This window comes from Lachnospiraceae bacterium JLR.KK002, from assembly GCA_036941025.1.
In the GTDB taxonomy this organism is placed as follows: domain Bacteria; phylum Bacillota; class Clostridia; order Lachnospirales; family Lachnospiraceae; genus Petralouisia.
Map to the genome: position 1 here is coordinate 2,060,255 of JAYMNP010000001.1, position 21,253 is coordinate 2,081,507.

Genomic DNA, 21,253 nt, shown 5'->3' on the forward strand with positions numbered 1-21,253 from the left:
GAAATTCGATGGAGCTTAGGCAGGAATCATTATACTGGCTGCAATTCTTTTTCCAATTCAAGCACCTGCTGTAGCGTAAGTCCAGAATACATTGCAATTTTTTCTAATGGCAAATCTCCATCTTGTAACATATTCATTGCAACGGCAATCGACCTTTTTCTATCGCCCTCATCATATCCCTGCTCATATTTTTCCTGATAATGCATCTGTAATGTCATATAGTCCAACCTCCATTTCTCATTTCGTCTGGCAGCCTGCACTGCCTCATCCAATTCTCTGGTATAATCATCCTCTGGTTCTTTACCGTCAATAAAATCAAGTAATCGCTTCATTTCCGGAGTGACATCATCCATTGTTCCCTTTGTATTCAAAATAATCTTCGTTGTATCATCTCCCAATGCCAATTCTGTATTTTGAATACAACGATTTTCAAAAGTATAAATATGACGCCCTTCACCAAATAAATCAAAAGTACATACAAAAATAACAAAACTGCGTTTTAAATCTTTGTAGTTAGCTCCTTTTTCCAAGATATTCAAATCTATCATCCCTTGATAATATCTTGTCCTTTGTGGGAGATTCCCCTTATTTGTTGTTTGCATTTCAATATTGTACACTGTTTCGTTACCATCTTCTACATAGATATCCAAGCGCACACTTTTTGCATCCGCAGAAATATCTATTGTTTCTTGTGACTTAGGATATTCAATGCGGGATATCTTTATACCAAGTATCCGTTCTAAAAAGGGTTTGCAAAATTTGGGATTTCTCATTATAACACTAAACATGAAATCATCTTTTATTTGCAGTTCCTCAAAGGCTTTCTCCATAATGACGCTCCTCTTTTCTTTACCTTTATTATAATATGTGTCTGCGTGGTTGACAAGGATTGATTTTTACCAGTCCATTAGTTTCAAAACTGTTATACTCAAACCTTTTCTAATAATTTTCAGCTCTTTTGCAAAATAATGCTGAAACTCTTTCTAATTTCATTAGATTATTTGACATAATATTATGCTTCGGCTGATTATACTCCCTGATAACCATATAGTCACCTTGATTCATCAGTCCTTCGAAACGCCCTTTGTAAATTATTTTTCGTAATTCATCATCTTCTTTAGATAATACATGTGAAAGATTCCTCAACGGTTCCAGCACTTTGCATTTTCTATTCTCTAACTTTTTATTCAGATGCTCTTGCACTTTTTTCCTTCCACTTTCTCCTGAATATATAGTATACACCTCAATTTCACACTCATTATTCTTTTCAATAATATCAGCAACACTAACTTTCTTATCATTGCAATAGAAAACTATATGCGTATTATCTTCAACACTATTTTTATTCAAATAATAATCAAGCGTATTCTTCGTTGCACTACCATTTTGAATTATATCAAATAAAAATACTACTTTCGTTATTTTTTCTGAACCCACATAATAACCATCTTCTTTTAAAGTTATCTTTTGATCATATATATCAACTAAATCTCTTTTTAATGGATTCAAAATATATGTTTGATATATATGTTTATATGTACTCTGTGAACGACTTCTATCTTTAGGAACATACAAAATCCCCTGTTCCCCATTATATGGCAATGAATCTACAAATGAATACTCCACTATTTCATGACAATTGAGCAACTTTATCCAAGGTATCACTTTATCTTTCTCTAATCGTAACAGTAGCAAATGATGCGCTAGTCTGTATCTAGCTATATCAATTATTGGAATCCCGGGATGAATTCTCTCAAACGCTGTTTGAAAACAATCCATCATTTTTTCAATTTGTGAAACATTAAATTCATCCATCGAATTTATTACACCTTCATCCAAAACTTTACTATTTAATTCTGAAATTTTTTTATTTAATTTAACATAGTATTCAACCTCTGTTCCAATATATAAAATATGATTATCTTCATCAACACTCGCACAAAGTTCTCCTACAACATCATAGATTTCCTCTCCATCAATACTCTTAATCTCATAATTTGAAAAGTCTTTACCAGTTCCAACTTGACTAATATTTATGCTTTCCTCTATGAAATCCTTTTCTATATTAAAAGTATTAGCCGGCAACATACTAATTATTTCTTCAAAATCAAGCTCACTGATTAATTCGGCTTCTATAGAATATGGCATAAAGAAGTCATCTTCAAAATTCTTATTAAACAAATCTTTCTTGTCATAAATATACTTTAACCGTTCAGTGTATTCTTTTAAAAACTTATTAAACGCTTCTCTTTTATTTGGACAATTTCTTATCCAATTTGCCAATAAGCCTCCAAATTTTATTTTTTCTTCATATATTCCCAATAAATCTAATTTTACTGTATATATTTCTTCCAAACTTATCAATGTACCTAAATTTACAATTTGAATTCCTTTTCCAGCCAAACTAATCAATCCAAATTTTTTTAGCCATTTCGATATCTCTACTAATCCATCAGAAACACTGCTATCATCAATAATTGTATATTTATCATATTTAGCAAATGGATTAATTGGTCTAACACTTTCTGAATCAGTAAAAAGTGAATCCTCAAGAAGAATGTTATAATACTTATCTTCGTATATAAGTTTTAATATTTGTAAAATACGTTTTCTGTTATCAATAGCCGAAAACTCATTCTTCATGTTTATAGTTTTAAGATTACTCTTTTGGTATTCTACATAATATGCTACACTGGCTTCTTCTTCATTTTTTTCTTCATAAATTTCTGAAAAGTTATAATAATTCTGCATATTTGTATCTATTTCAAAATATTCTCTATTTATATTTCGAACCAGAATCGAACTATTTTTAGTATCATACAAAACGAGTGTTCCGTTTTTTTCATAATTGCGTCTCCATTCTTCTCCACCTAGACGAATTGCACCCGCATATAAATATTCTACAAATTTCAAATTTTTATCAACAACTATATTTTGTATATCTTCAAACTGCTGTGGATACTTACTTTTGTCAAATATCTGTAATGCAAGCATTAGTGCTTGTATCGTTTTGACTTCTGTTATATCACGCACTAAATTATCACAATTGATTAGATTAAACAATAATGAACTTATCGGAAAATATTCATTTTCATTATCATCTACTATTTTAAATAGAATTCTTATCTTCTCAAGATTGTCTAACAAAAGTTCAAACTCTTCCTGAATTATTTCATCATAATCTGTTCTTAGATTTGATTGATATAATTGGTTCAACAAATATATTGTTCGTAATTCGCTTGTACCTTTTCTCTGATTAGCCATTGTCTGTATGTTCAAAAAGGCTTTAATTAATAATTTTTTTACATCCTCTGGGATATTATCTTGTGGTAAAAATGACACACTTCTACAAAACAATGCAGCCATTCTTTCTTCTACGCCCACTATTTTATTTGCATCACACTCATCGATAAATTTAAATACATCACAAATAAGCTCTATTTCTGGATTTAAATCCATTCTTTTTATAAATGTCTCTATTTTATCTCTCATTTTTCCTTTGACTAGCTAGTGTCTGCTGATTAAGTAGCTATCTGCAACTTCCAACTCTTACATCTGCTCCGGTCATGCCAGAATCGGAACAGATGCAAAAGAGCGCAAAGTATTCGCCTCTGAATCCTGAACAGATTCGTCACGAATACAGATAATGCAATAGAAGTCAGCTGCGTTTCTTCCAGTTTTGTGGTAATGCAGCTCATACCATAGCAGCGTTTGCTCAGGCTGAAGGTGCGCTCCACTTCGATTCTATCGGTATTATCCTGATACTCTTGCTTTTTATCAACTTTTGCTGTGGCACTTGGTCTGCCCAGCTTTGGACCTGATAACCGGATCCCATGCTCCTTGCAATAACTCCTGTTTTCCCTGGTCCGATATATCTGATCTGCCAGAACACGTTCCGGATAATAACCAGTACGTTCTTTGAAACGCTCTATTGCTTCAATCAGGCAGGTACTCTCGTTGTATGCCTCAAAAGATATTTTTTCGATACGCCCGTAACCTTCGCTGTCAAGACTGAGATCAAATTTTGCACCAAATTCAACAGGTGCTTTGACCTTACCTCTGACAATCGGTCGAAGCCATGGCTGCGCAATGCTTACAATGCGATGCTCCACAGAATGGACTCTGTTATCATACATATACTGTTGCTGTTCATGCAGCTTGATGATGGTAAGATACAAGTCGATATCCTTACCTGCCATGGCGTATCCATCACTCATGAACTGTTCCAAATAGCCAAGATCTCTTTTCACATAGCCAAGCTGTCTGCGGATTGCGCTGCGGATTTTCTTTGCCGTGTGCTTTCTGCTCTTGGCAAATGCAAGATACTCTTTTCTGGCGCGTTTGCGGTATCTTCTGGGCAGCTTAAGACCATAACATTTACAAAATCGGTAAATGATGTTTTCCAGCTTCTCTCTTGCTTCGTTCAAAAGCGAGATGTCCTGCGGATAACGTATGTTTGCAGGTGCACAGGTTGCATCAAGGGTCAGCGTTCCTTTGTTTGTATCTTCTTTTGCAGTACCATCATCACCGGATTTTCCTACGGATGGAGGAGTATGGTCATCTTTGTCATCATCCTTATGGGAAAGAAGATACTCGTTTACTTCCATCAGCATCTCTGCGGAAATGCGTTTACGGAAGAGAACCAGTGTACTTGCATCAAACGGAGCTTCTTCCCGAAATCCAGGAAGCCCGATAAAGTATTGCAGATACGGATTCTCTGCGATCTGTTCTACAAGCTCACGGTCGGAATACTGGAACTTGGTCTGGATGATCAGAGCTCCTAATGCCATACGAAGAGGCTTGGCAACATTGCCCGTATCACTTGGAAACAGCTTGGCATATTTTACTTCAAACTCGTCCCATGGGATGCGGTCAGCCAGTTTGATCCAACGGTTATCCGGATTCATGTGGAGTCCCATAGGCTGGTTGAAATCGAGGAATGAATGCTGTAACTTGTCAATCGGTTTGTACATTGTTTTAGCTCCTTTATACTCAAAATCTGTAAAAAACTGCAAGAAAAACGATTTGTTTTCGTCAAAATCCTTGCAATTATTGTACCAGAAAACGGGGCAAAAGTCAGTAAAATCAAGTGTTTGCAACCTAATCAGCAGACACTAGCTAATGATAATATTATGCTTCTGTCTTCCTCCTTTTCTACATTTTCTATATCTATTACATTTTTTAAAATATACGTTTCAAGCAACATTTCATACTCACTTTTTGGTAACTCACTGTTTTTATATGCATAATAAATTGCAGCTAAACAACAAGAAAAATTTATGCTATTGATAGGTATTAAATCAAACAGAGATCTTTCTACGCAACTCTCCAGTATCTCTCCATTACTTAAAACATACCTATAAAACAATGAATATCCGCTTCCCCTGCCACACTGGCATGAAAAAATATCTTTTGCATATTTATCGAAAAACAGTTTTTTTGCTCTCTCATCTGTATAAGTTGAAAAGAAAAATGCAATATTTGAAATATCAAATTTCCCCTTTTCTTCAATAATTGCAAATACTTTTTCTTGAATATATTCATCCTCTAGCAAATAGGAATACTCAGACTCTCTCAACCCGTATTGAAATTGATTTGTTCTCAGTATTTCACATCTTTGCGTTTTTGACAAATTTCTAATCTTTCCATATATTTTACTTTTTTCCTGATTAAGCATCAATCCATACATTGAAAATATATTCCTAAAGCTCTCATATATAGTTTGACTTGCCAATGTTTCATCATGAAATATAACAATATCATCTACATACCTATATACAAACATTCTGTCATCTGGATTCCCTAATTTTTCATTTACTTTTCCAACCAATATTCCTAGAAAAGTTTCTGCTATAAGTCTAGCATATGCTGGTCCCTGAGGCACTCCCTTTCTACTACCATTTATCTTTCTCATTAGTTTTTCATTATAAGCAACCAATTCCTTGAGTATATTTTTTTCTTGCTCAGTTAAATAATCATCAAAAATCCTATATATGCCTAAAAAATCTATGCTATCGTAAAAATGAGATACATCTATTGATATGACTTTCATATTCTCATACATATCAAAATCTAAAAATTTACGTATTTTGCTCAAATAATTTCCCCACGAATTATACCAATGAAAAAACATATCATTGTCAGATATATAATTTGGATTATAACTATATGACTTAATTTTTCTACTCATACCATAAAATAAGTTTAGTGCCATATGTGACGTCAATACCCGATCATATGCACTTAATGATACCATTTCTCTCGTTTTTGATTTTGTTTCAATCCTTTTAAATACATAACAATTTCTTGGTTCAATTCCTGCCATTTTGCCCTGCATAATCTCAGAAATAGTAATATCTATCTCCCTTGTATCATACGAGGTCAAATGTCGCAAATCAAGGTATATCGAAACAACTGGCACTTCATCATTAGTAAACAAATAATTGATTTCTTTTTTTACAGTATATTCACTCTTCTCTAAGAAAACTTTTTCATTTTCATCCCAGCTATGAATATCTATATTTTTGTCTAAAGCTCTAATCAAATACTGCAACCCATTTTCATTCGGATCAATCCCTTTCTCCATGTCTAAATCATATAAATTATACAGATAATAAAACGTAGCAGGGAAATATTTATGCCCAAACTGTGTTATTCGCCGTTGCGTTTCTGTTTCAGAGAACTCCGGACAATATTTAAACACATCACATAATATACTTGAATTGCCTTCCATTTTCCCTAAGGTTCCTAGCATAACAAACCAATCTTTTAATAAACTTTGCCCATGCAATAATCTATCAAATATTTGTCTATAAACTTGAGTCTGAGATAATATGTCAATAACTTGTTTGGCATTACAAGCTATTGACTCTGTAACATACATCTTTTTATAAGGTACTTCTATTTTAACATCTTCTAACTGTAATATTTTAATTACTTCTGATATTTTATTTCTTTTAATAGTGTTCAAAATAAATAATTGCTCTTTATAAAATTCTTTTCCATAACTATTTTCTGTATATTCACCAATAAAAAAATACGATTGCTTGCCACATGAATGAAAAGACAATGGCACTTTTACTTGTTTTCCCAGTTTATTATTTTTGCTATTACCAGTTGCAGGAAATTCATCTAACCCATATAACGCTTCATCATAATCAAATTCCACTGCTCTCTTTATCTTTTTTAAAATCTCAAATGCTTCATTTTTTTTCAAATAGTCATCAAAAATAATCCATGTATGAATACCTCTTCTTCCAGAAAACTCATTCACAAATGATATGTTGTTAGCTTTTAGATAATTATTTAGCGGTAACGTACATTTTTTATATAATTCAAAAAGATTTGGATTATCTTTATCTTTACAGTCAAAATCAAAACATATCCATTTCACATACGGACTCTTATATAATTGCTGGTAACTTCCTAAAGACTTTTTTTCTTTTAACATGCAATAAATATCATTTTCTGTGATTTTTATATATTTTGTAATATAATTTCCGTCTTTAAGCTGAATAGCTACAGCATTACGGTTCACTATAAATAATTCAAATAATTTATTAGCAATTTCCCTTAACATATCAATTCTCCATCTTTAATTGCTTTATAATCTATCATTATTGATATTTTATTTGATAGTCATTACTCATCATCCTTTATACTCCCATCCCCCAAAACACTCTTCCACCAATCTCTCCAACTCCCCCTTCTTTGCCGCTTCTGCCGCATCCGCTTCTATAAAATTATGCACTTCCTCTTTCAAATCCTCATCAAACCCCAAAATATAATTAGTCGCAATCAGATAAATAATTCTGGTCGGTGCCATACCATACACTTGTTTTTGCAAAATATGACGAATGCGTTCTTTATCATCTGGAAAAGCTGTCTTTATTGCTTCACTACGGTACAGACGCTTTACTATCTCCGTAATATAAAGACCTGACTTCATATAAAGATCTGCAAATGTTTTATCCGGATCATCAAAGCAGCCGGGATTATTTGCTTCCAATTCATCCACCATTTTCGTAACTACCCACTTAGGGGTAAAAATCTGATTGGTTTTCTGTGGTGGTATATAATCAAAAATATCTTCTTCCAAAGATTCATCAAAATAATTCGCCAGTTGTTGCTTCTTGTTCCAAAATTCCTGTATAGAATCGTTGAAAACTACTTCATCAAACAAATGTCCTTCAAAGTATTCCATCTCTCCGCTTTCAGGATTTTCATACTCTCCACCATCACGCAAAAAGCGGAAATCTTCTTCGGTAATGCCAGTCACTTCAAGAAATACATCATCTTCCGTATAATCATCAAAATTAGCCAGTGTCAGTTCCCCATCGCCATAAGCCATGATAAAGCTGGGAATAGTTCGGGAAAAGCCTCGCAAATGTGCCCGCACTTCTTCCTCCACACTGTTCTTTTCCTGCTCCGCTTTGTTCCGTTCCAATTGCTCCACCAGTTCTTTCGGCTTATCTTCTATAGTTTTTTGGACATTCTCCTCTACCGTCTTTACAAAAGTTGCCATTGCATCAGCCATATCCTTCTGAAATTCCTGTTCTGCCACTTTAACTTCCTGCTCCGATTCTGCCACTTTCTGCTTCTGCTCAAATTCAGCTTTTGCAATCGCTGCCTGCTGTTTATAGTCTCCCTGGATTTTTTCAAAAGAACGCTCTATTTCTCGGTTCACTTGCTTTTCTAAACGGTTCTGCATCCCTTTCTTAACTTCATATTCGTTTATAACCGGAGCAAGCACATTCTCTTTAATACTGTCTTTTACTGTATCTACCAGCGTTTCTATCTGCTTGTCCACCTCATAAGTTCCACTTTCTGCAAAGTTGTTTACCTGTGACTGAACATCCTGCGCAAACTGTTCATATACTTTTGTGCCAAACAAATCCTGTGCTTTCCCAATCACAACTTCTTTAGGAATCTCCACTTCTCCATTTTCATTCACAGCTACATCAGAAATGCCTTCTAATGTGTCCTGCTTACCTTTCTTTGATTCTTCATGAGCTGGTGTCAATTTTTCCACAATTTCTTTCACTACATTCGGCGCACCGAATACATTACTGATATTTTGGAACAAAAAGTTAGACAGGAATCCACGTCTGACAACTTCCTGACTTTTAATCTTCCTTGGAATAGAAAGAACGGCTGCCGCATCCAGTTCTTCCATTGTTCCTTCTTCATCTTCCCCAAGCACTGGGAAGAAATTAAGAAGACGTTTAATGTTATCCTTTCTCTCTTCTCCCGTCCCATGCCCGCCTACAGTATCAGGCGATAAATTATTAGCAAATTTATCAAAAATAATCAGTGTTCTCGCTGGATCAAAATCAAAAATATAAGCTGTTTCCTTACGATAACGCTGTCCATTTCTGGTCATGATACATGGGTTCTGTGCTCGAAATGCCGCCTGCATATATGAAGAAGGACTTTTCATATTGCACAACATAAGCACACCACTCCATTCCGGCACGGTTACTCCAACTGTAAGCTGACCGACACTTAGTGTAATAGTCTTATCGTATTCTGCAATTGCATTTTTTACTTTATTGTAGGAACTCTCATTTTCTTTTTCTGTATCTAGCTTCCCATCTCCTGCTGCCAAAACAACATGATATTCCTTGAATACCTCATCTTCCTTTAAAAGCTTAGCTAATGCTTTTGCACTGCTGACACGATTTAAAATCCACAGTGTATGGGATAACTCCTCTCTCAACTCTGGTGTAGAGAATGGATACCTTTCCTGTGTATTCAGAGCATGAAAAAATTTACAAATTTCTTCCTCATGAATAAATCTACCACTTTCATTGGTCATAAAAAATTCATTTAAATCAAATGCGTAATCAATACTCCCTTCTTCATCTGGAAGTTCCATTCCCTTTTGAATCTTCTCATAAATCATATTTGACAACCGGTAAGTATACATGGTAAGTCTCGGCAATGCTTCATATGGGTTATAATCATCTTTGTCCCATTTTTCCTTTGCCTCCTGTTCATCTGCATAAGACCAGTTAAAAATCTGATCTGGCGCAAACTGCTCATTTGCCAATGCTTTAAAAGGTGTTCCTGATAGATAGAGCGTATGCTTCCGGGTAATATTAGAAAATGCCCTGTCCGTCCTTATGGTATCAACACCCTCCTGCGCCTCATCTACAATCAGCAGATCAAACTCCAAATCACTCATCCATTTTAATTTTTTGTAGTCTCCGCCAAAATAAACAGAACCCTTTAATCCCTGCAAAGACTCAAACGCAACCATTCCTTTTACTTCTGTATCATCAAGTGGTGTCATAACTTTCGTATATTCATCTCTGGTCATGACTCCCGGTTTATCTTTTAAGGCATCTGTATCTGAAACAAAACAGAGTTTTTCTTTCCATGCAATAAATCTGTGAAAATCATCTGCCCATGAGTTTGCTATACTTGGTCTATTTGTAACAATAAGAACTTTTGTAAAACCCATATTGCAAATCAAATCATAAGAAGCTAATGTCTTACCAAATCTTGGCTTTGCATTCCACAAGAACTCTGAGCCACCATTTTTAAAATACTCCCTTGTCATAGTAACAGCTTCCTGCTGTTCCTTACGCAAAACATAGGTGCATTTTTCTTCATTTTGCTCTATATTTTCACGTCTGGAAAATTGATTAAAGTAGTTCTGAGAATCCTGCCCACTAACTTTAAACCACTCCGTTCCCGGTTCACGTTCTATCTTTGCGGCAGATTCTAAGAAAGTATGAAACTCCCGATCTGTAAAGTACTCACCAGATCCATCTTTAAACATGGCATTATCCTGCCATGCCAGTTCCCATTTTATCCCTACTGTATGTGCCTGCTGATTTATTCTCTGTGATACTGTCTGTTTTTCTGTGTATCCAATCTTTGTCCATCCCTCATGGTATGTAACTCCCGGTGTGTTATAGGCATAAATCATTGGAACCACATGGGTAAAAGACTGGATTTTCGTTGTATTGCTCATATTATTCCATCTCCTTTACATGCGATTCAATAAAATCAATTTCTTGTTCATCTAAGCCATATTTTTCATATAGTTGTGAGTCAATCTCTTGAACAGATTTTGACCAATCAATATCAGAGGATTCTGTAAAATTTTGCAACGGAATCATCCGCCATACAGGCTTATTGCCATTTTGAGTTACCTTCAAAACACTCAGCAAAGTACGAGCAAATTTAGTTTTAATGTACTTTTCTACCGACTTAGCCTCATCCTCTGTATCAAATTTCCCAATACTAATAAATGTTTCCGTAGCTCCTACCCCTGGCTTTTCAACTACAGGATCACTCATTGCTTCGCCGAATTCTCCGCTTCCATTTGCTTGCGCCACATATAATTTGTAAAAATCAAGATTATCAACTCGCTTCACATAATCCCTACGAATATATTTATACACACGCTTACCATTATCTCGTCCAAGAATTTGAATATAATCATTTTCATCATCTGGTTCAACATCAAAAAAAATGTCAGGTAATCGCTGTAATATGTTGGAAGACATATCATAAGCATGTCCATTACTTAATTTATTTATCGCATCAGGATGCTCTTCGTGCATTCTATCAGTAAAACGATATGATGTTCTCGAATAAACAATGTCCATCAATGTTTGAAAAGATGCATCATTGATTACTTTCTGTAATATAGCATTAACCTCTGGAAATTTTGTAAATGCTTGGATTGCACCATATGACTCAGATGCATTTCTATATGTAATTGCAACACCACCCCTTAGCGGTGTAGTAAGAGATGGAAAAATCTTATTTCCATCCTCTTCATAATAAAGCACCTTGAAATGTTCATCTTGGAGCATTTTTTCATTCCATGCCTTTGGAGTTGAACCAGCATTGAATAAAAATCTTGCCGGATGAATCAACTCTACTACATCAGCAATTTCATAACATGCATCCATAAATCTATCATAAATCGGCGGGGCATAATTCCTCATTTCCCCATTAGATTCATCCTGATACGGCGGATTACCAATAACAAAATCAAACTTCATAGTATCTTATCCCTCTCTCTGTAATGATAAAAACTCTATACTGGAACATTTACCACGCCAATCAAAAATACGACAAGGTGGTTGCGTATTCTCTTCTTCACTTTTTGTATCTATCCCCAACAGTTCCATCAAATCCATTTGATGATATGTTTCTTCTGCTGTACTATATGGAATAGTTCCTGTCAATCCATCCATCTGCCAAATATTCCAGACAATCACTTTGACAATCTTCCTATATTCTTCTACAGACGGTTTACGTTGCCACCTGTCCTGCAGATATTCCTCAAAGGTCATTAAAAGATTAACACGTGCTATCAGCAAATTATCCCCTTGAAATTCATATCCATAAGTTGCCTGAAAAGCACGCTCTACCCATCGAAACCATTCTGCTTCCGTATGCGTATTTTCATTCACTACCCGTAACTTTCGATCCAATACTCCTATACGTTTCACAATAGGAATCATTTCTCCTGTTTCTACATCATATCTGCTAACAAGATACGGGGCTTCTCCGCAAGTAATTTCAAGCCTTCTGGAATCTACATAGCATTTCCAGTCATTTTCTTCTTGAAATACCACTCGTTTAGTTGGTTTCCCGTCTTTTTGAAAGATATCTTTATCTCCAAACCACACTTCATCCGCATAATTGTTCATCTTATTACAAATCCACAATGGCGTGAATACCTCAGCATGCTGTCTGGTTCTTTCGGTCTGCTGCTCCATTGCTTTACGGGCACGCGTCTTGATAACTCCCGCATTGCTACCTGTTATCAAATCCGTAGTAATCTGTTCATTACGCTCATACTTTGTCCCTAATGCACTGTGTGCATCAGTAGCCCACATAATATTTCGTTTCGTGGTTTTATCTGCTAATATTTTATCAAGCAATCCCAATGCCTGTATCTTCAAAATATCATCTTGAATATTTATAATCACAGGGTACGCCCCTTTCAACACTGTGTATATCTATAATCATCCAAATTAAAGTATACCATCAAATCATTAAAATTTCGAGAAATTTTTTAATTTAAATTGCATAATGAATAGGAGCAGATTTCTCCGCTCCCCTTTGGCTACCTGTATATAATCTCTTCTTTCACAATCTCCTCCACCCTTACCTTTATCCCATTCACCCTTCCCACCCATTCCAGCAGTTTCTCCTTCTTCAACTGCTCCGTCACACCCTCTTTCTCCATAATCCGCTTTACCGCCAGTTCCACCTCCCTGTGACACTCCTCATCCACGTCATGCAGATGCTGATTCCAAGTACCAGCCATAAGCATTTTCAGATACTCATGCCTCCGATACTTTATCATATACTCCCCACGTATGATACCGTACTTTCCTATCACATAATCTGTTTTCTGTTCCAGGCTTAGTTGTGGATAATAACAACCATCCTCTGCTAAATGATATGTAATTCCATTCTCTACAATAATCTCCTCCAACTTATCTTTTCCCATAACGATCTCCTTTCCGCTGGGTGCAACGCACCCAGACTTATACTTATTCACAATTTTCAATAATCTCGCTTTCCCCGATTCCCACGTTACTTACCTCTTATTCCCCATTACACGCAGACAACCATAAAATCTTATTATGTCTTTTCTAAATCAACACAATCCCCTGTGTTTCTTACATCCCCACACATACCAGCCTATCAGCACCAACAATACATCCACCAACAGCCATATTCCAAACAGATTAACAGAAACAAGCTCTTTCACATAATCTCCAAAATACACCAGCCACGCCAAAATGAGCACTGCTACAGAACAATTCCACACATCAATCCCTTTACGGATATCTTCACCATACTTCTCCCAAAACTTGTATATTCCAAATCCAATCAATGCTGCTGGCATTATCCATAGCAAAACTACCATGCCCCATTTCAAAATAACCGCTGCCACATTATTTGGCACTCTCTCCGTTACTTCTGCTATTGATAAAATAGTAGCGTGCATATGAACCGCAAAAATCTGAATTACTTTTCCAAATCCCTTAAAAAATTGAATGGCATCCCCACAAAAAACTCTCTGCCGAATAACAGACAATATCGTTGTCACAAAACATATCATAGTCAGCACTCCCACATATCCCTGCATTGCTGCTTTTTTCGTCTGATACCAAATCTGTAACTGCCTGCGGGTATCTTCTGTCAACCGATTCGCTTTCTGATCGGTCAACTTCTGAACCACAGACTGCACACTTATTGCCTTCTGCTTTTCCTGCTCTGCATCCTCAATCAATCGGTCAAGTTCCTGCTCTTTCTGATAATACTCCGATTTAACGTGAGCGACCTCTTTCTCCGCCTCCTCTCTGGCTTTTCTCTCGCTCTTTTGCAATTCCCCGTTTTGCTTCTTGAGTTTTTCGTTCTCTTTCAGCACCAAGTCTGCACCGTTCAGCTTCACGATTTTGTCGCTGAGATTCTGAATCTCGGACTTGAGTCTGGATATCTGTGAGGAATGATTCTGTTCCATCTGCTTCAAGTCCAGCTCTGCTTTTTCGGCTTTCTTCTTCCATTCCTGAGCCAGATTTTGTGCCTGCAAGATCTGCGAATCTTTCTCGGATAGCCTGCTCTCGTGCTGTTCTCTCAGATTGCTTTCCGTCTCTGCCATATCTGCTCTGACCTGCTCCAGATTGCTTCTCAATTCCGATATTTTTCGGTTCTGTTCCCTGATATCCGATACCTGCTGGCGGATTATCTTCTCCTGTTCGCTGATCGTATTCTTCTGTGTGCGAATTGTCTCGGACTGATCCGCCAGCAGCATCCTGTACTTCTCGGTAGTATCGTTCCAACTCTGCGTTTTCTTGCTCTCGTCTGTCTGCAAGTTCTCGCTCATATCGGGCGGTTTCATCTCTGACTGCCGCCTGTCTTTCAAATTCATCTGCCAATGCCTCCTTTGATATATCAAGATGGAATGTCTTGGAAAGGTTACTGTCACGCACTTTCTTCCCCTCTGCATTTTGAAACGTGATGTGCTTCCTGCTGTCCTTCCATATCACATTCCATCCCCTCTCTGCCATATGCTGGGTAAATTCCTCCCTGCTGCAACTTATTTCTAAAGAATCCAGACAGGCAATCCCACAGTCTGCCACAAAGCTGTTCTTAGATTCATTCTGCATTAAATGATATTTGTCTTTACTCCATGCTCTGACTGTTCCCTGCTCCAATTCATTTCCATGAAAGTCCCTGCCCTTCTGTGCCACACTCAATCCTCTCTCCAAGCACATCCGATTGGTAAAATCCTTCATACGCTGTAAATCTTTCTTTGTGTTATGCAGCTTATGACCATCCATGAAACTAACGGAATTGGTTACAATGTGGCAATGCACATGATTCCGATCTATATGCACACCTACCAGACTTTGAAATCCGGCAAACCACTGTTCCGCAAATTCCTTTCCAAACTCCAGTGCCTGCTCTGGTGTAATCGGTTCGTCCTCATGCCAAGAGATAATGTTGTGGGCATACATCCTGCCGGAATCCTTGCCCCAAATCCGCTTTTCTTCCAAAAAGGATTGGTATACACCATCATAAGAAATGGAATCCGGCTCGTAAGGACCGATAACCTCCACCAGTTCCCCTCTGGTCTTATCCACCCTCGTCACATATTCGATACAGTTCCGCATGGCTCCATGACTTTTTGTAGACTTATTAATTGTCTTATTAATCGCCAAGTAGCATCAAACTCCTTTCGGAACAACTGCAGTTCTTGGTGCAACTGCTCCAGTTGCGACTGCTGTGGTATCTGTCCGTAGCCGTTTGCCACATGTGCCATCTGGTTGATATTTGTTGCCATGCCCCTGAGCTGTCTGTTGGTGTCGGCAAAATGTCCGTTTAACTTTTGTAGTTCTTTTACTTCCTCCCTGCCGGAAACCTTTGCCCCCAGCACTGCATTGATAATAAATGACTGTAATGTCTGACCGGATTCCGCCACCCTCATAGTAAGAGCTGCATATTCATCCTCCGTCATACGCACCGATACATTTTTGTTTCTTCTACGCATAAAAATCCTCCCTCTGAAATCCTTTAAATGATACTAAACTGTCACTCTCTATTTGCTGATATACAAAAACCGCAATCAGCATCTTCACCATGAATGATTTTTCTGCTGATAAAATGCCAGCAGCCATTCTTCCAAAAAACCAAAATGTGTAATTCTTCCTTAAATCCGGCATGTGTTTAACAATCTCCCCTCTAATTGAATACTGACTAAAAACAGATATCTTAGCATTTTTCAACATGATCTACTGGTAGAATAAAAACACATGGACTACAAAATACCTGGATAAACATCTGCTTACGCAAACCAAACTGCAATAAGTACATTTCCCAGCTCTCCGAAAATGGAACGGAGAAACTTTCAGTGGACGTTTCGTAGTTTCATTTTCGGAGAGCTAACCAAGGGTTCAAAGGGAGTGGAACTCCCTTGCAAGTTTAGGATGTGCCCGAATAGGGTGCATCCGGTGCAAAATGGCATGCCGTTTTGCGAAACTTGCCTATCATCCCCACCACGATTACAGCGATTTTTGAGGGGTGTGGATGTGGAGAAAGCAGCCTCTGCAAGAGCGTTGCTTTCCCCACATTCGCCCCCGAAAAAAATTTCAGAAACCTCCAAGGGGATGATAGTGGTTTTGTGATTTTTCGTAGGGAATGGGCAAGTGGAAAACAAGGCTCTGTTTCAGAGGATTGTTTTCCACTCGTCCATTGCCGGAGAAAAATCACTCGGCTGCAAAGCAGCCGACCTGTTCCTGCCATATTCCCCAGAAATATAAATTGTAATTCCCATAAAAATACCGGATACACTTGTTTAACACACCACTGTTTTGTTTTACAATTTGTTAAACACAAATATCACTTTATTTCTGCTGTTTGACAAACTGTGCAACATTGTCTGACACACTGTAAAACAAAAATAAAAATCTTCTTACAATCCAGACAGATAAGCAAGGGCTTCTTCCGGCAGAACGTCCTCTTTTGTATTTTCCAAACTTGTACCTTGTTCCGTTTTGCCATCCTGTTCTTCCATACTCTCCTTAAAAATACTGGAGAAATTGTCGTCATCGGACCTGCCATATTCTTCGCTTGCACCAGTAGAAACTTTTCTATCATCAACTGCACGAATCACTGCCTCTGCTACCATAGCCGCCAGTCTTTTGTCATGTTCCACCAGTTTATCCAGAAACACTTCGCCCTGTTTTTCTGCCAATTCCTTCAAATAACTCTGCATTTCCTGTCGGTTCCGCTCCTGCAACTCTAATTCACTTTCCTGCCTGTGGTAATGCTTAAGAGCCGCTTTCACATAAGCACCGGAACTACCGTAAATATCATTCTCCCTCCCCCGTCCATGCTTCATAATGGCATGGTACAATTCCCGTTCCTCTTCTTTCGCAATATTTAGTCGAAAAGCAACCGTTTTCTGTACTTCCTTTTTTCCTGCCATCCGTCTGCTCCCTTCTTCCCATGATTACAGATAAAAAGAATATATCTCACTCTTTTGATTCATTCCGCATCTGACAGCTTTATGGAAAATCTACTTTCCCATAAAGCTGACCAAATACCTTAACAACATCACAACTTACATTTCTGCCTCGCCAGATACTCATACCCTCTGGCATTTGCCCGTATATCATCCAGATAATGCACATGAGTTCCCCGTATTGTTCCATAGCGTTTCATTACTAACGCACCGCCTCCGGCATACACAACTGGCATCATTTCTAAATCAAATCCCAACTCTGACAGCTTCGCTTCAATCCCTTTTGCAAAATTCCGCAGTCCATCTCTGATAACCGACTTGCAATCTTCCGGTATCATGGCATCTCCATCTACAATCATCTGACGGATGATATCTTCGCTTACTTTCTTGTTACAAATCTGGTATACACTGCTTTTAATCCCTTCCATGCACTGGATCAATGCCTCCGGGATGCTGGTGCTTTCCCGTTCCACTGGCACATATTTCTGGACATGGATCACATCAACCGTCTTGCTCCCAACATCAACAATCAGGCTCTCTGCACCATACATCCGCATCCTGTCTGCAATGGCAGCATAGCACTGTGGAAATACCATCACATCTTTTATGCAAATTTGGTAATCCTTTCCACTGTACCGAAAGAAAATCTCCCCTTTCCGAAATAGATAATCACGAAACTCCTGTTTCTCCTGCCCGAACCGACTGAACGGAAGCCCCACCGCCAGAATAACATCTGCACTTTGTTTGTGGTACACATCCAGTTCCTTTGCCACTCCTGCCAGTGTCAGCAGAAAATAACTCTCGTCCTCTGTTTTGGTTTTCATCATGGGCAGTCTGCCCTCCCCCACTTTATAATTTTTTCCATTGTAAACAAGGGTATTGTTGGATAAGGTTGCCTCCCCGCCCAACTGTTCCACCCCGTTGTCAAAGATTGCATGAGTGGTTTTCATGGTAGAAAAGCCATGATCCAGACCGCAAAGCAATACATTCTTCTCATTAAAATACATAAGTACCTCTCTTTCCGCACAAATCATTGTGCTTTTAAAATCCATAACATTGCTTCATTCCTGCATATTCTCGGTTGCAACTGATACCGACTCAACACCCGATATTGCAGACTGTTTTTCGCTGGTGTTTGCTCCTTCCCACAAATACCTTGCACCGTCCAGCATCCATAAAATAGCTTTCAGCATATTTACAAAATCTGTCTGCATTTCCTGCAAACCTTCATTCGTCAATGTTGTTTCTTCTTTCCTTAGTTGCTCTGCTACTTCCTGAATAACGGTCTGCATCTCCCGAAGTTCCTCAACCAGTCGATACACCGTTTCTTTCTTCCCCACCACACATACCCTGTTATAAATACAACTGCGGGCAAAATAATCTTTCTTGCTCATTCCGCTGGCAATAATTTTTGCTTCGATCTGCCGCCTTTCATCCTCCGTAATCCGAAAACTGATGGTTGGATTTTTGTGTACGCCACTCATATCTCCAGCTCCTTTCTCTGAAATTCTCCATTTAACCTATCTGCAAGCTGTGCCTGCTTATTGGGATATAAATGGGAATAAGTGTTCAATGTTGTCTCCACTTTCTCATGTCCCAAACGGTCAGCAATTTCTTTGATAGAGAAATTCATCTCCACAAGCAAACTGGCATGCGAGTGACGCAGATCGTGCAAGCGAATCTTCTTTACTCCCGTCTTTTTCACGCCACGAAGCATCTCCGCAGTCAGATAACTCTTGGTAAATTGAAACATCCTTGCATCCGGCATGATGCCATAAAGTTTTGATGTGTATTCCCTTAAATCCTCCACCAAAAAATCCGGCAATGTAATAACACGATTGCTTTTAGGAGTTTTTGGTGTAGTAATCACATCCCTGCCCTGAATCCGTTGATAAGATTTGTTAATGGAAATCGTTCTCTGTTCCCAGTTGATATCGTTATAAGTTAATGCCATCAATTCTCCAATCCTTACCCCAGTCCAGTATAATAGCTGAAATGCCATATAGGATACCGGCTTGTCCCGCACTCCCTCAAGGAACTGCAGATATTCATCCTTCGTCCAAAAATCCATTTCCTCTGCCCTACTTTTTCCAATACTTCCTGCCTTCTTGCATGGACTTCCCTGCAAGTCGTAATATCGCTCCGCATAATTGAAAATAGCCGACAACTGATTGTTAATGGTCTTGAGATACGTTTCTGAATAACCCTTTTTCAGCATTTCATTCTGCCACTTGCGGATATCCGCTGCCTTGATTTCGTTGATTGCGCGACTTCCAAAGTAAGGGAGAATTTTCAAATCAATAATATACCGCTTGGTGCGTACCGTATTTTCTTTCAGCCTCGCCTCCATATCCTCCAGATAAATCTCCACGAACTTGTCGAAGCGCATCTCCAGATTACTTTCCTGCTGTTGCAAAAAATCCCTTGCCCATGCCTCCGCTTCCGATTTTGTTCGGAAACCACGTTTAAACTTTTTCTTCCGGTTGCCCTGCCAGTCCGTATAATAAAACTGGCACAACCATTTTCCTGTTTTCTTGTCCTTGCTTAAATTCATTTGCTCTCCTTTCCTGCCCCATAAATACCATCATCCGTCTGGCATTCCGGCATAAATCAAACTGTCTGCTTTTTAACTGCATGTTTTCTGGCTTCTTCCAACATTTCATCTGTGAGTTCCATACCGTAAAACTTTTCAAGGAAAAATTGTGTTGGAATCTTGCCCGGAATGACAATCTTATCCATCTTCTCCAATTCATCATTGAGCTTTGCTACCAACTCATAACAGTATGACTTTGACATTCCCAGCAGCCCTTGAATTTCAGCCACCGATAAAAACATCTGTCTGGTTGTCCCCATAAAAATTCCCCCTCTCATAATATTAGATACATTTGTATCTCTTCGTGTAATTCACATAATAGCAGATACAAATGTATCCTGTCAATAGAATTTTTCAATTTTTTATTTTTCATCTTGTAAAATCCATTCCTTACCTCTATTTCTATCTGGAAATTCCTGCTTTGATATATTCCAATTATCCCGTCTCGTTACTGCCTTCCATCCTATCCCACCATTTCTGCCCTTTTTGTTCTTATCTGTCATTTTTCTGTTTTCATTTCTTTCTGCCTGTGCTACAATACAAATGTATCTGTCAAATATACTTATTGGAGGATTTCTAATGACTGTTGGAGAAAAAATAAAGACTTACCGCAAAATGCGTGGCATCTCCCAAAAAATGCTGGGAGAGCTGGCAGGCGGCATAAATGAAGTAACGATACGGAAATATGAAGCTGGAGACCGCAACCCAAAACCGGAACAGCTTTTGAAAATCGCTAATGCACTCGGCATCAGCATTAACATCTTTATGGATTTTGATATTGAAACAGTATCAGATGTGCTGTCCCTGATTTTTAAGATGGACGAGCAGTTAGATATTGAATTTACGGGTAAGAAGAATAAGAAAGGGGAATATGATCAGAATTCCATTGCTTTGAAATTCAATAATCCGGCAATCAATGACAGACTTGCAAAATGGGCGAGAACTAGGGACTTGGTTCAAAAAACAGTGGATGCCAGAGACGAGTTTGAAACAGAAGAAGAATACCAGAATGAAGTTGCTGATATGCGGGATAAAGCGGATGAGGTGAAGCAACATTTGATGGATAGTAATATGGTTGTGAAGAAAGGTACTGAAGGCATAGTTATAAAAAACAGGAATTAAAAGAACTACAAGGCATGAATAATAATGAA

The 21,253-nt window shown here is 37.9% G+C and carries 17 protein-coding genes and 1 pseudogene; 1 reads left to right on the forward strand and 17 read right to left on the reverse strand.

Going from position 1 to position 21,253, the window contains the following annotated elements:
- Positions 1 to 29 precede the first annotated feature (29 nt).
- From VSQ32_09940 to VSQ32_10020, 17 genes and pseudogenes are all read right to left on the reverse strand, one after another.
- The gene (locus VSQ32_09940) at positions 30 to 830 is read right to left on the reverse strand and encodes an Rpn family recombination-promoting nuclease/putative transposase (protein ID MEH2943169.1); all 801 of its coding nucleotides are present in this window, start codon (positions 828 to 830) and stop codon (positions 30 to 32) included.
- A gap of 109 nt (positions 831 to 939) precedes the next feature.
- Positions 940 to 3,492, reverse strand: a complete 2,553-nt coding sequence (locus VSQ32_09945) for a hypothetical protein (GenBank protein ID MEH2943170.1) — start codon at positions 3,490 to 3,492, stop codon at positions 940 to 942.
- 29 nt (positions 3,493 to 3,521) lie between these two features.
- Positions 3,522 to 4,973: an IS5 family transposase gene (locus tag VSQ32_09950; GenBank protein MEH2943171.1), complete on the reverse strand. Its 1,452-nt coding sequence runs from the start codon at positions 4,971 to 4,973 to the stop codon at positions 3,522 to 3,524.
- A 131-nt stretch (positions 4,974 to 5,104) separates the two neighbouring features.
- Entirely contained in the window at positions 5,105 to 7,579 is a 2,475-nt protein-coding gene (locus tag VSQ32_09955) for a reverse transcriptase domain-containing protein (protein ID MEH2943172.1), read from the reverse strand.
- A 69-nt stretch (positions 7,580 to 7,648) separates the two neighbouring features.
- Positions 7,649 to 10,981: a DEAD/DEAH box helicase family protein gene (locus VSQ32_09960; GenBank protein MEH2943173.1), complete on the reverse strand. Its 3,333-nt coding sequence runs from the start codon at positions 10,979 to 10,981 to the stop codon at positions 7,649 to 7,651.
- A 1-nt stretch (position 10,982) separates the two neighbouring features.
- Complete coding sequence (locus VSQ32_09965; protein ID MEH2943174.1) at positions 10,983 to 12,023, reverse strand: Eco57I restriction-modification methylase domain-containing protein; 1,041 nt, start codon at positions 12,021 to 12,023, stop codon at positions 10,983 to 10,985.
- A gap of 6 nt (positions 12,024 to 12,029) precedes the next feature.
- Positions 12,030 to 12,959: a restriction endonuclease subunit M gene (locus VSQ32_09970; GenBank protein ID MEH2943175.1), complete on the reverse strand. Its 930-nt coding sequence runs from the start codon at positions 12,957 to 12,959 to the stop codon at positions 12,030 to 12,032.
- Between the two features lie 137 nt (positions 12,960 to 13,096).
- Positions 13,097 to 13,486, reverse strand: a complete 390-nt coding sequence (locus VSQ32_09975) for a TnpV protein (GenBank protein ID MEH2943176.1) — start codon at positions 13,484 to 13,486, stop codon at positions 13,097 to 13,099.
- Between the two features lie 150 nt (positions 13,487 to 13,636).
- A complete protein-coding gene (locus VSQ32_09980) occupies positions 13,637 to 14,914 on the reverse strand; it encodes a DUF6040 family protein (protein MEH2943177.1) in 1,278 nt (425 codons plus the stop codon).
- Between the two features lie 49 nt (positions 14,915 to 14,963).
- Positions 14,964 to 15,659: pseudogene (locus tag VSQ32_09985) on the reverse strand (relaxase/mobilization nuclease domain-containing protein).
- On the reverse strand, positions 15,635 to 16,036 hold the full coding sequence (gene mobC, locus VSQ32_09990) for a plasmid mobilization relaxosome protein MobC (protein MEH2943178.1): 402 nt from the start codon (positions 16,034 to 16,036) through the stop codon (positions 15,635 to 15,637). The pseudogene VSQ32_09985 and the gene mobC overlap by 25 nt, the downstream one beginning before the upstream one ends.
- Complete coding sequence (locus VSQ32_09995; GenBank protein MEH2943179.1) at positions 16,029 to 16,274, reverse strand: hypothetical protein; 246 nt, start codon at positions 16,272 to 16,274, stop codon at positions 16,029 to 16,031. Before VSQ32_09995 ends, mobC begins: the two co-directional genes overlap by 8 nt.
- A gap of 683 nt (positions 16,275 to 16,957) precedes the next feature.
- Positions 16,958 to 17,473: a hypothetical protein gene (locus VSQ32_10000; GenBank protein ID MEH2943180.1), complete on the reverse strand. Its 516-nt coding sequence runs from the start codon at positions 17,471 to 17,473 to the stop codon at positions 16,958 to 16,960.
- Between the two features lie 128 nt (positions 17,474 to 17,601).
- Positions 17,602 to 18,561 (reverse strand): ParM/StbA family protein, encoded by a 960-nt coding sequence (locus VSQ32_10005; GenBank protein ID MEH2943181.1) that lies wholly within the window; start codon positions 18,559 to 18,561, stop codon positions 17,602 to 17,604.
- Between the two features lie 9 nt (positions 18,562 to 18,570).
- Positions 18,571 to 18,993, reverse strand: a complete 423-nt coding sequence (locus tag VSQ32_10010) for a hypothetical protein (protein MEH2943182.1) — start codon at positions 18,991 to 18,993, stop codon at positions 18,571 to 18,573.
- Positions 18,990 to 20,063 carry a site-specific integrase gene (locus VSQ32_10015; GenBank protein MEH2943183.1) on the reverse strand — a complete coding sequence of 358 codons (1,074 nt, stop codon included), beginning with the start codon at positions 20,061 to 20,063 and terminating at the stop codon, positions 18,990 to 18,992. The genes VSQ32_10010 and VSQ32_10015 overlap by 4 nt, the downstream gene beginning before the upstream one ends.
- 56 nt (positions 20,064 to 20,119) lie before the next feature.
- On the reverse strand, positions 20,120 to 20,362 hold the full coding sequence (locus VSQ32_10020; GenBank protein ID MEH2943184.1) for a hypothetical protein: 243 nt from the start codon (positions 20,360 to 20,362) through the stop codon (positions 20,120 to 20,122).
- Between the two features lie 319 nt (positions 20,363 to 20,681).
- On the opposite strand from VSQ32_10020, the gene VSQ32_10025 reads away from it, so the two are divergent.
- On the forward strand, positions 20,682 to 21,224 hold the full coding sequence (locus VSQ32_10025) for a helix-turn-helix transcriptional regulator (protein ID MEH2943185.1): 543 nt from the start codon (positions 20,682 to 20,684) through the stop codon (positions 21,222 to 21,224).
- The last annotated feature ends 29 nt before the right edge of the window (positions 21,225 to 21,253 follow it).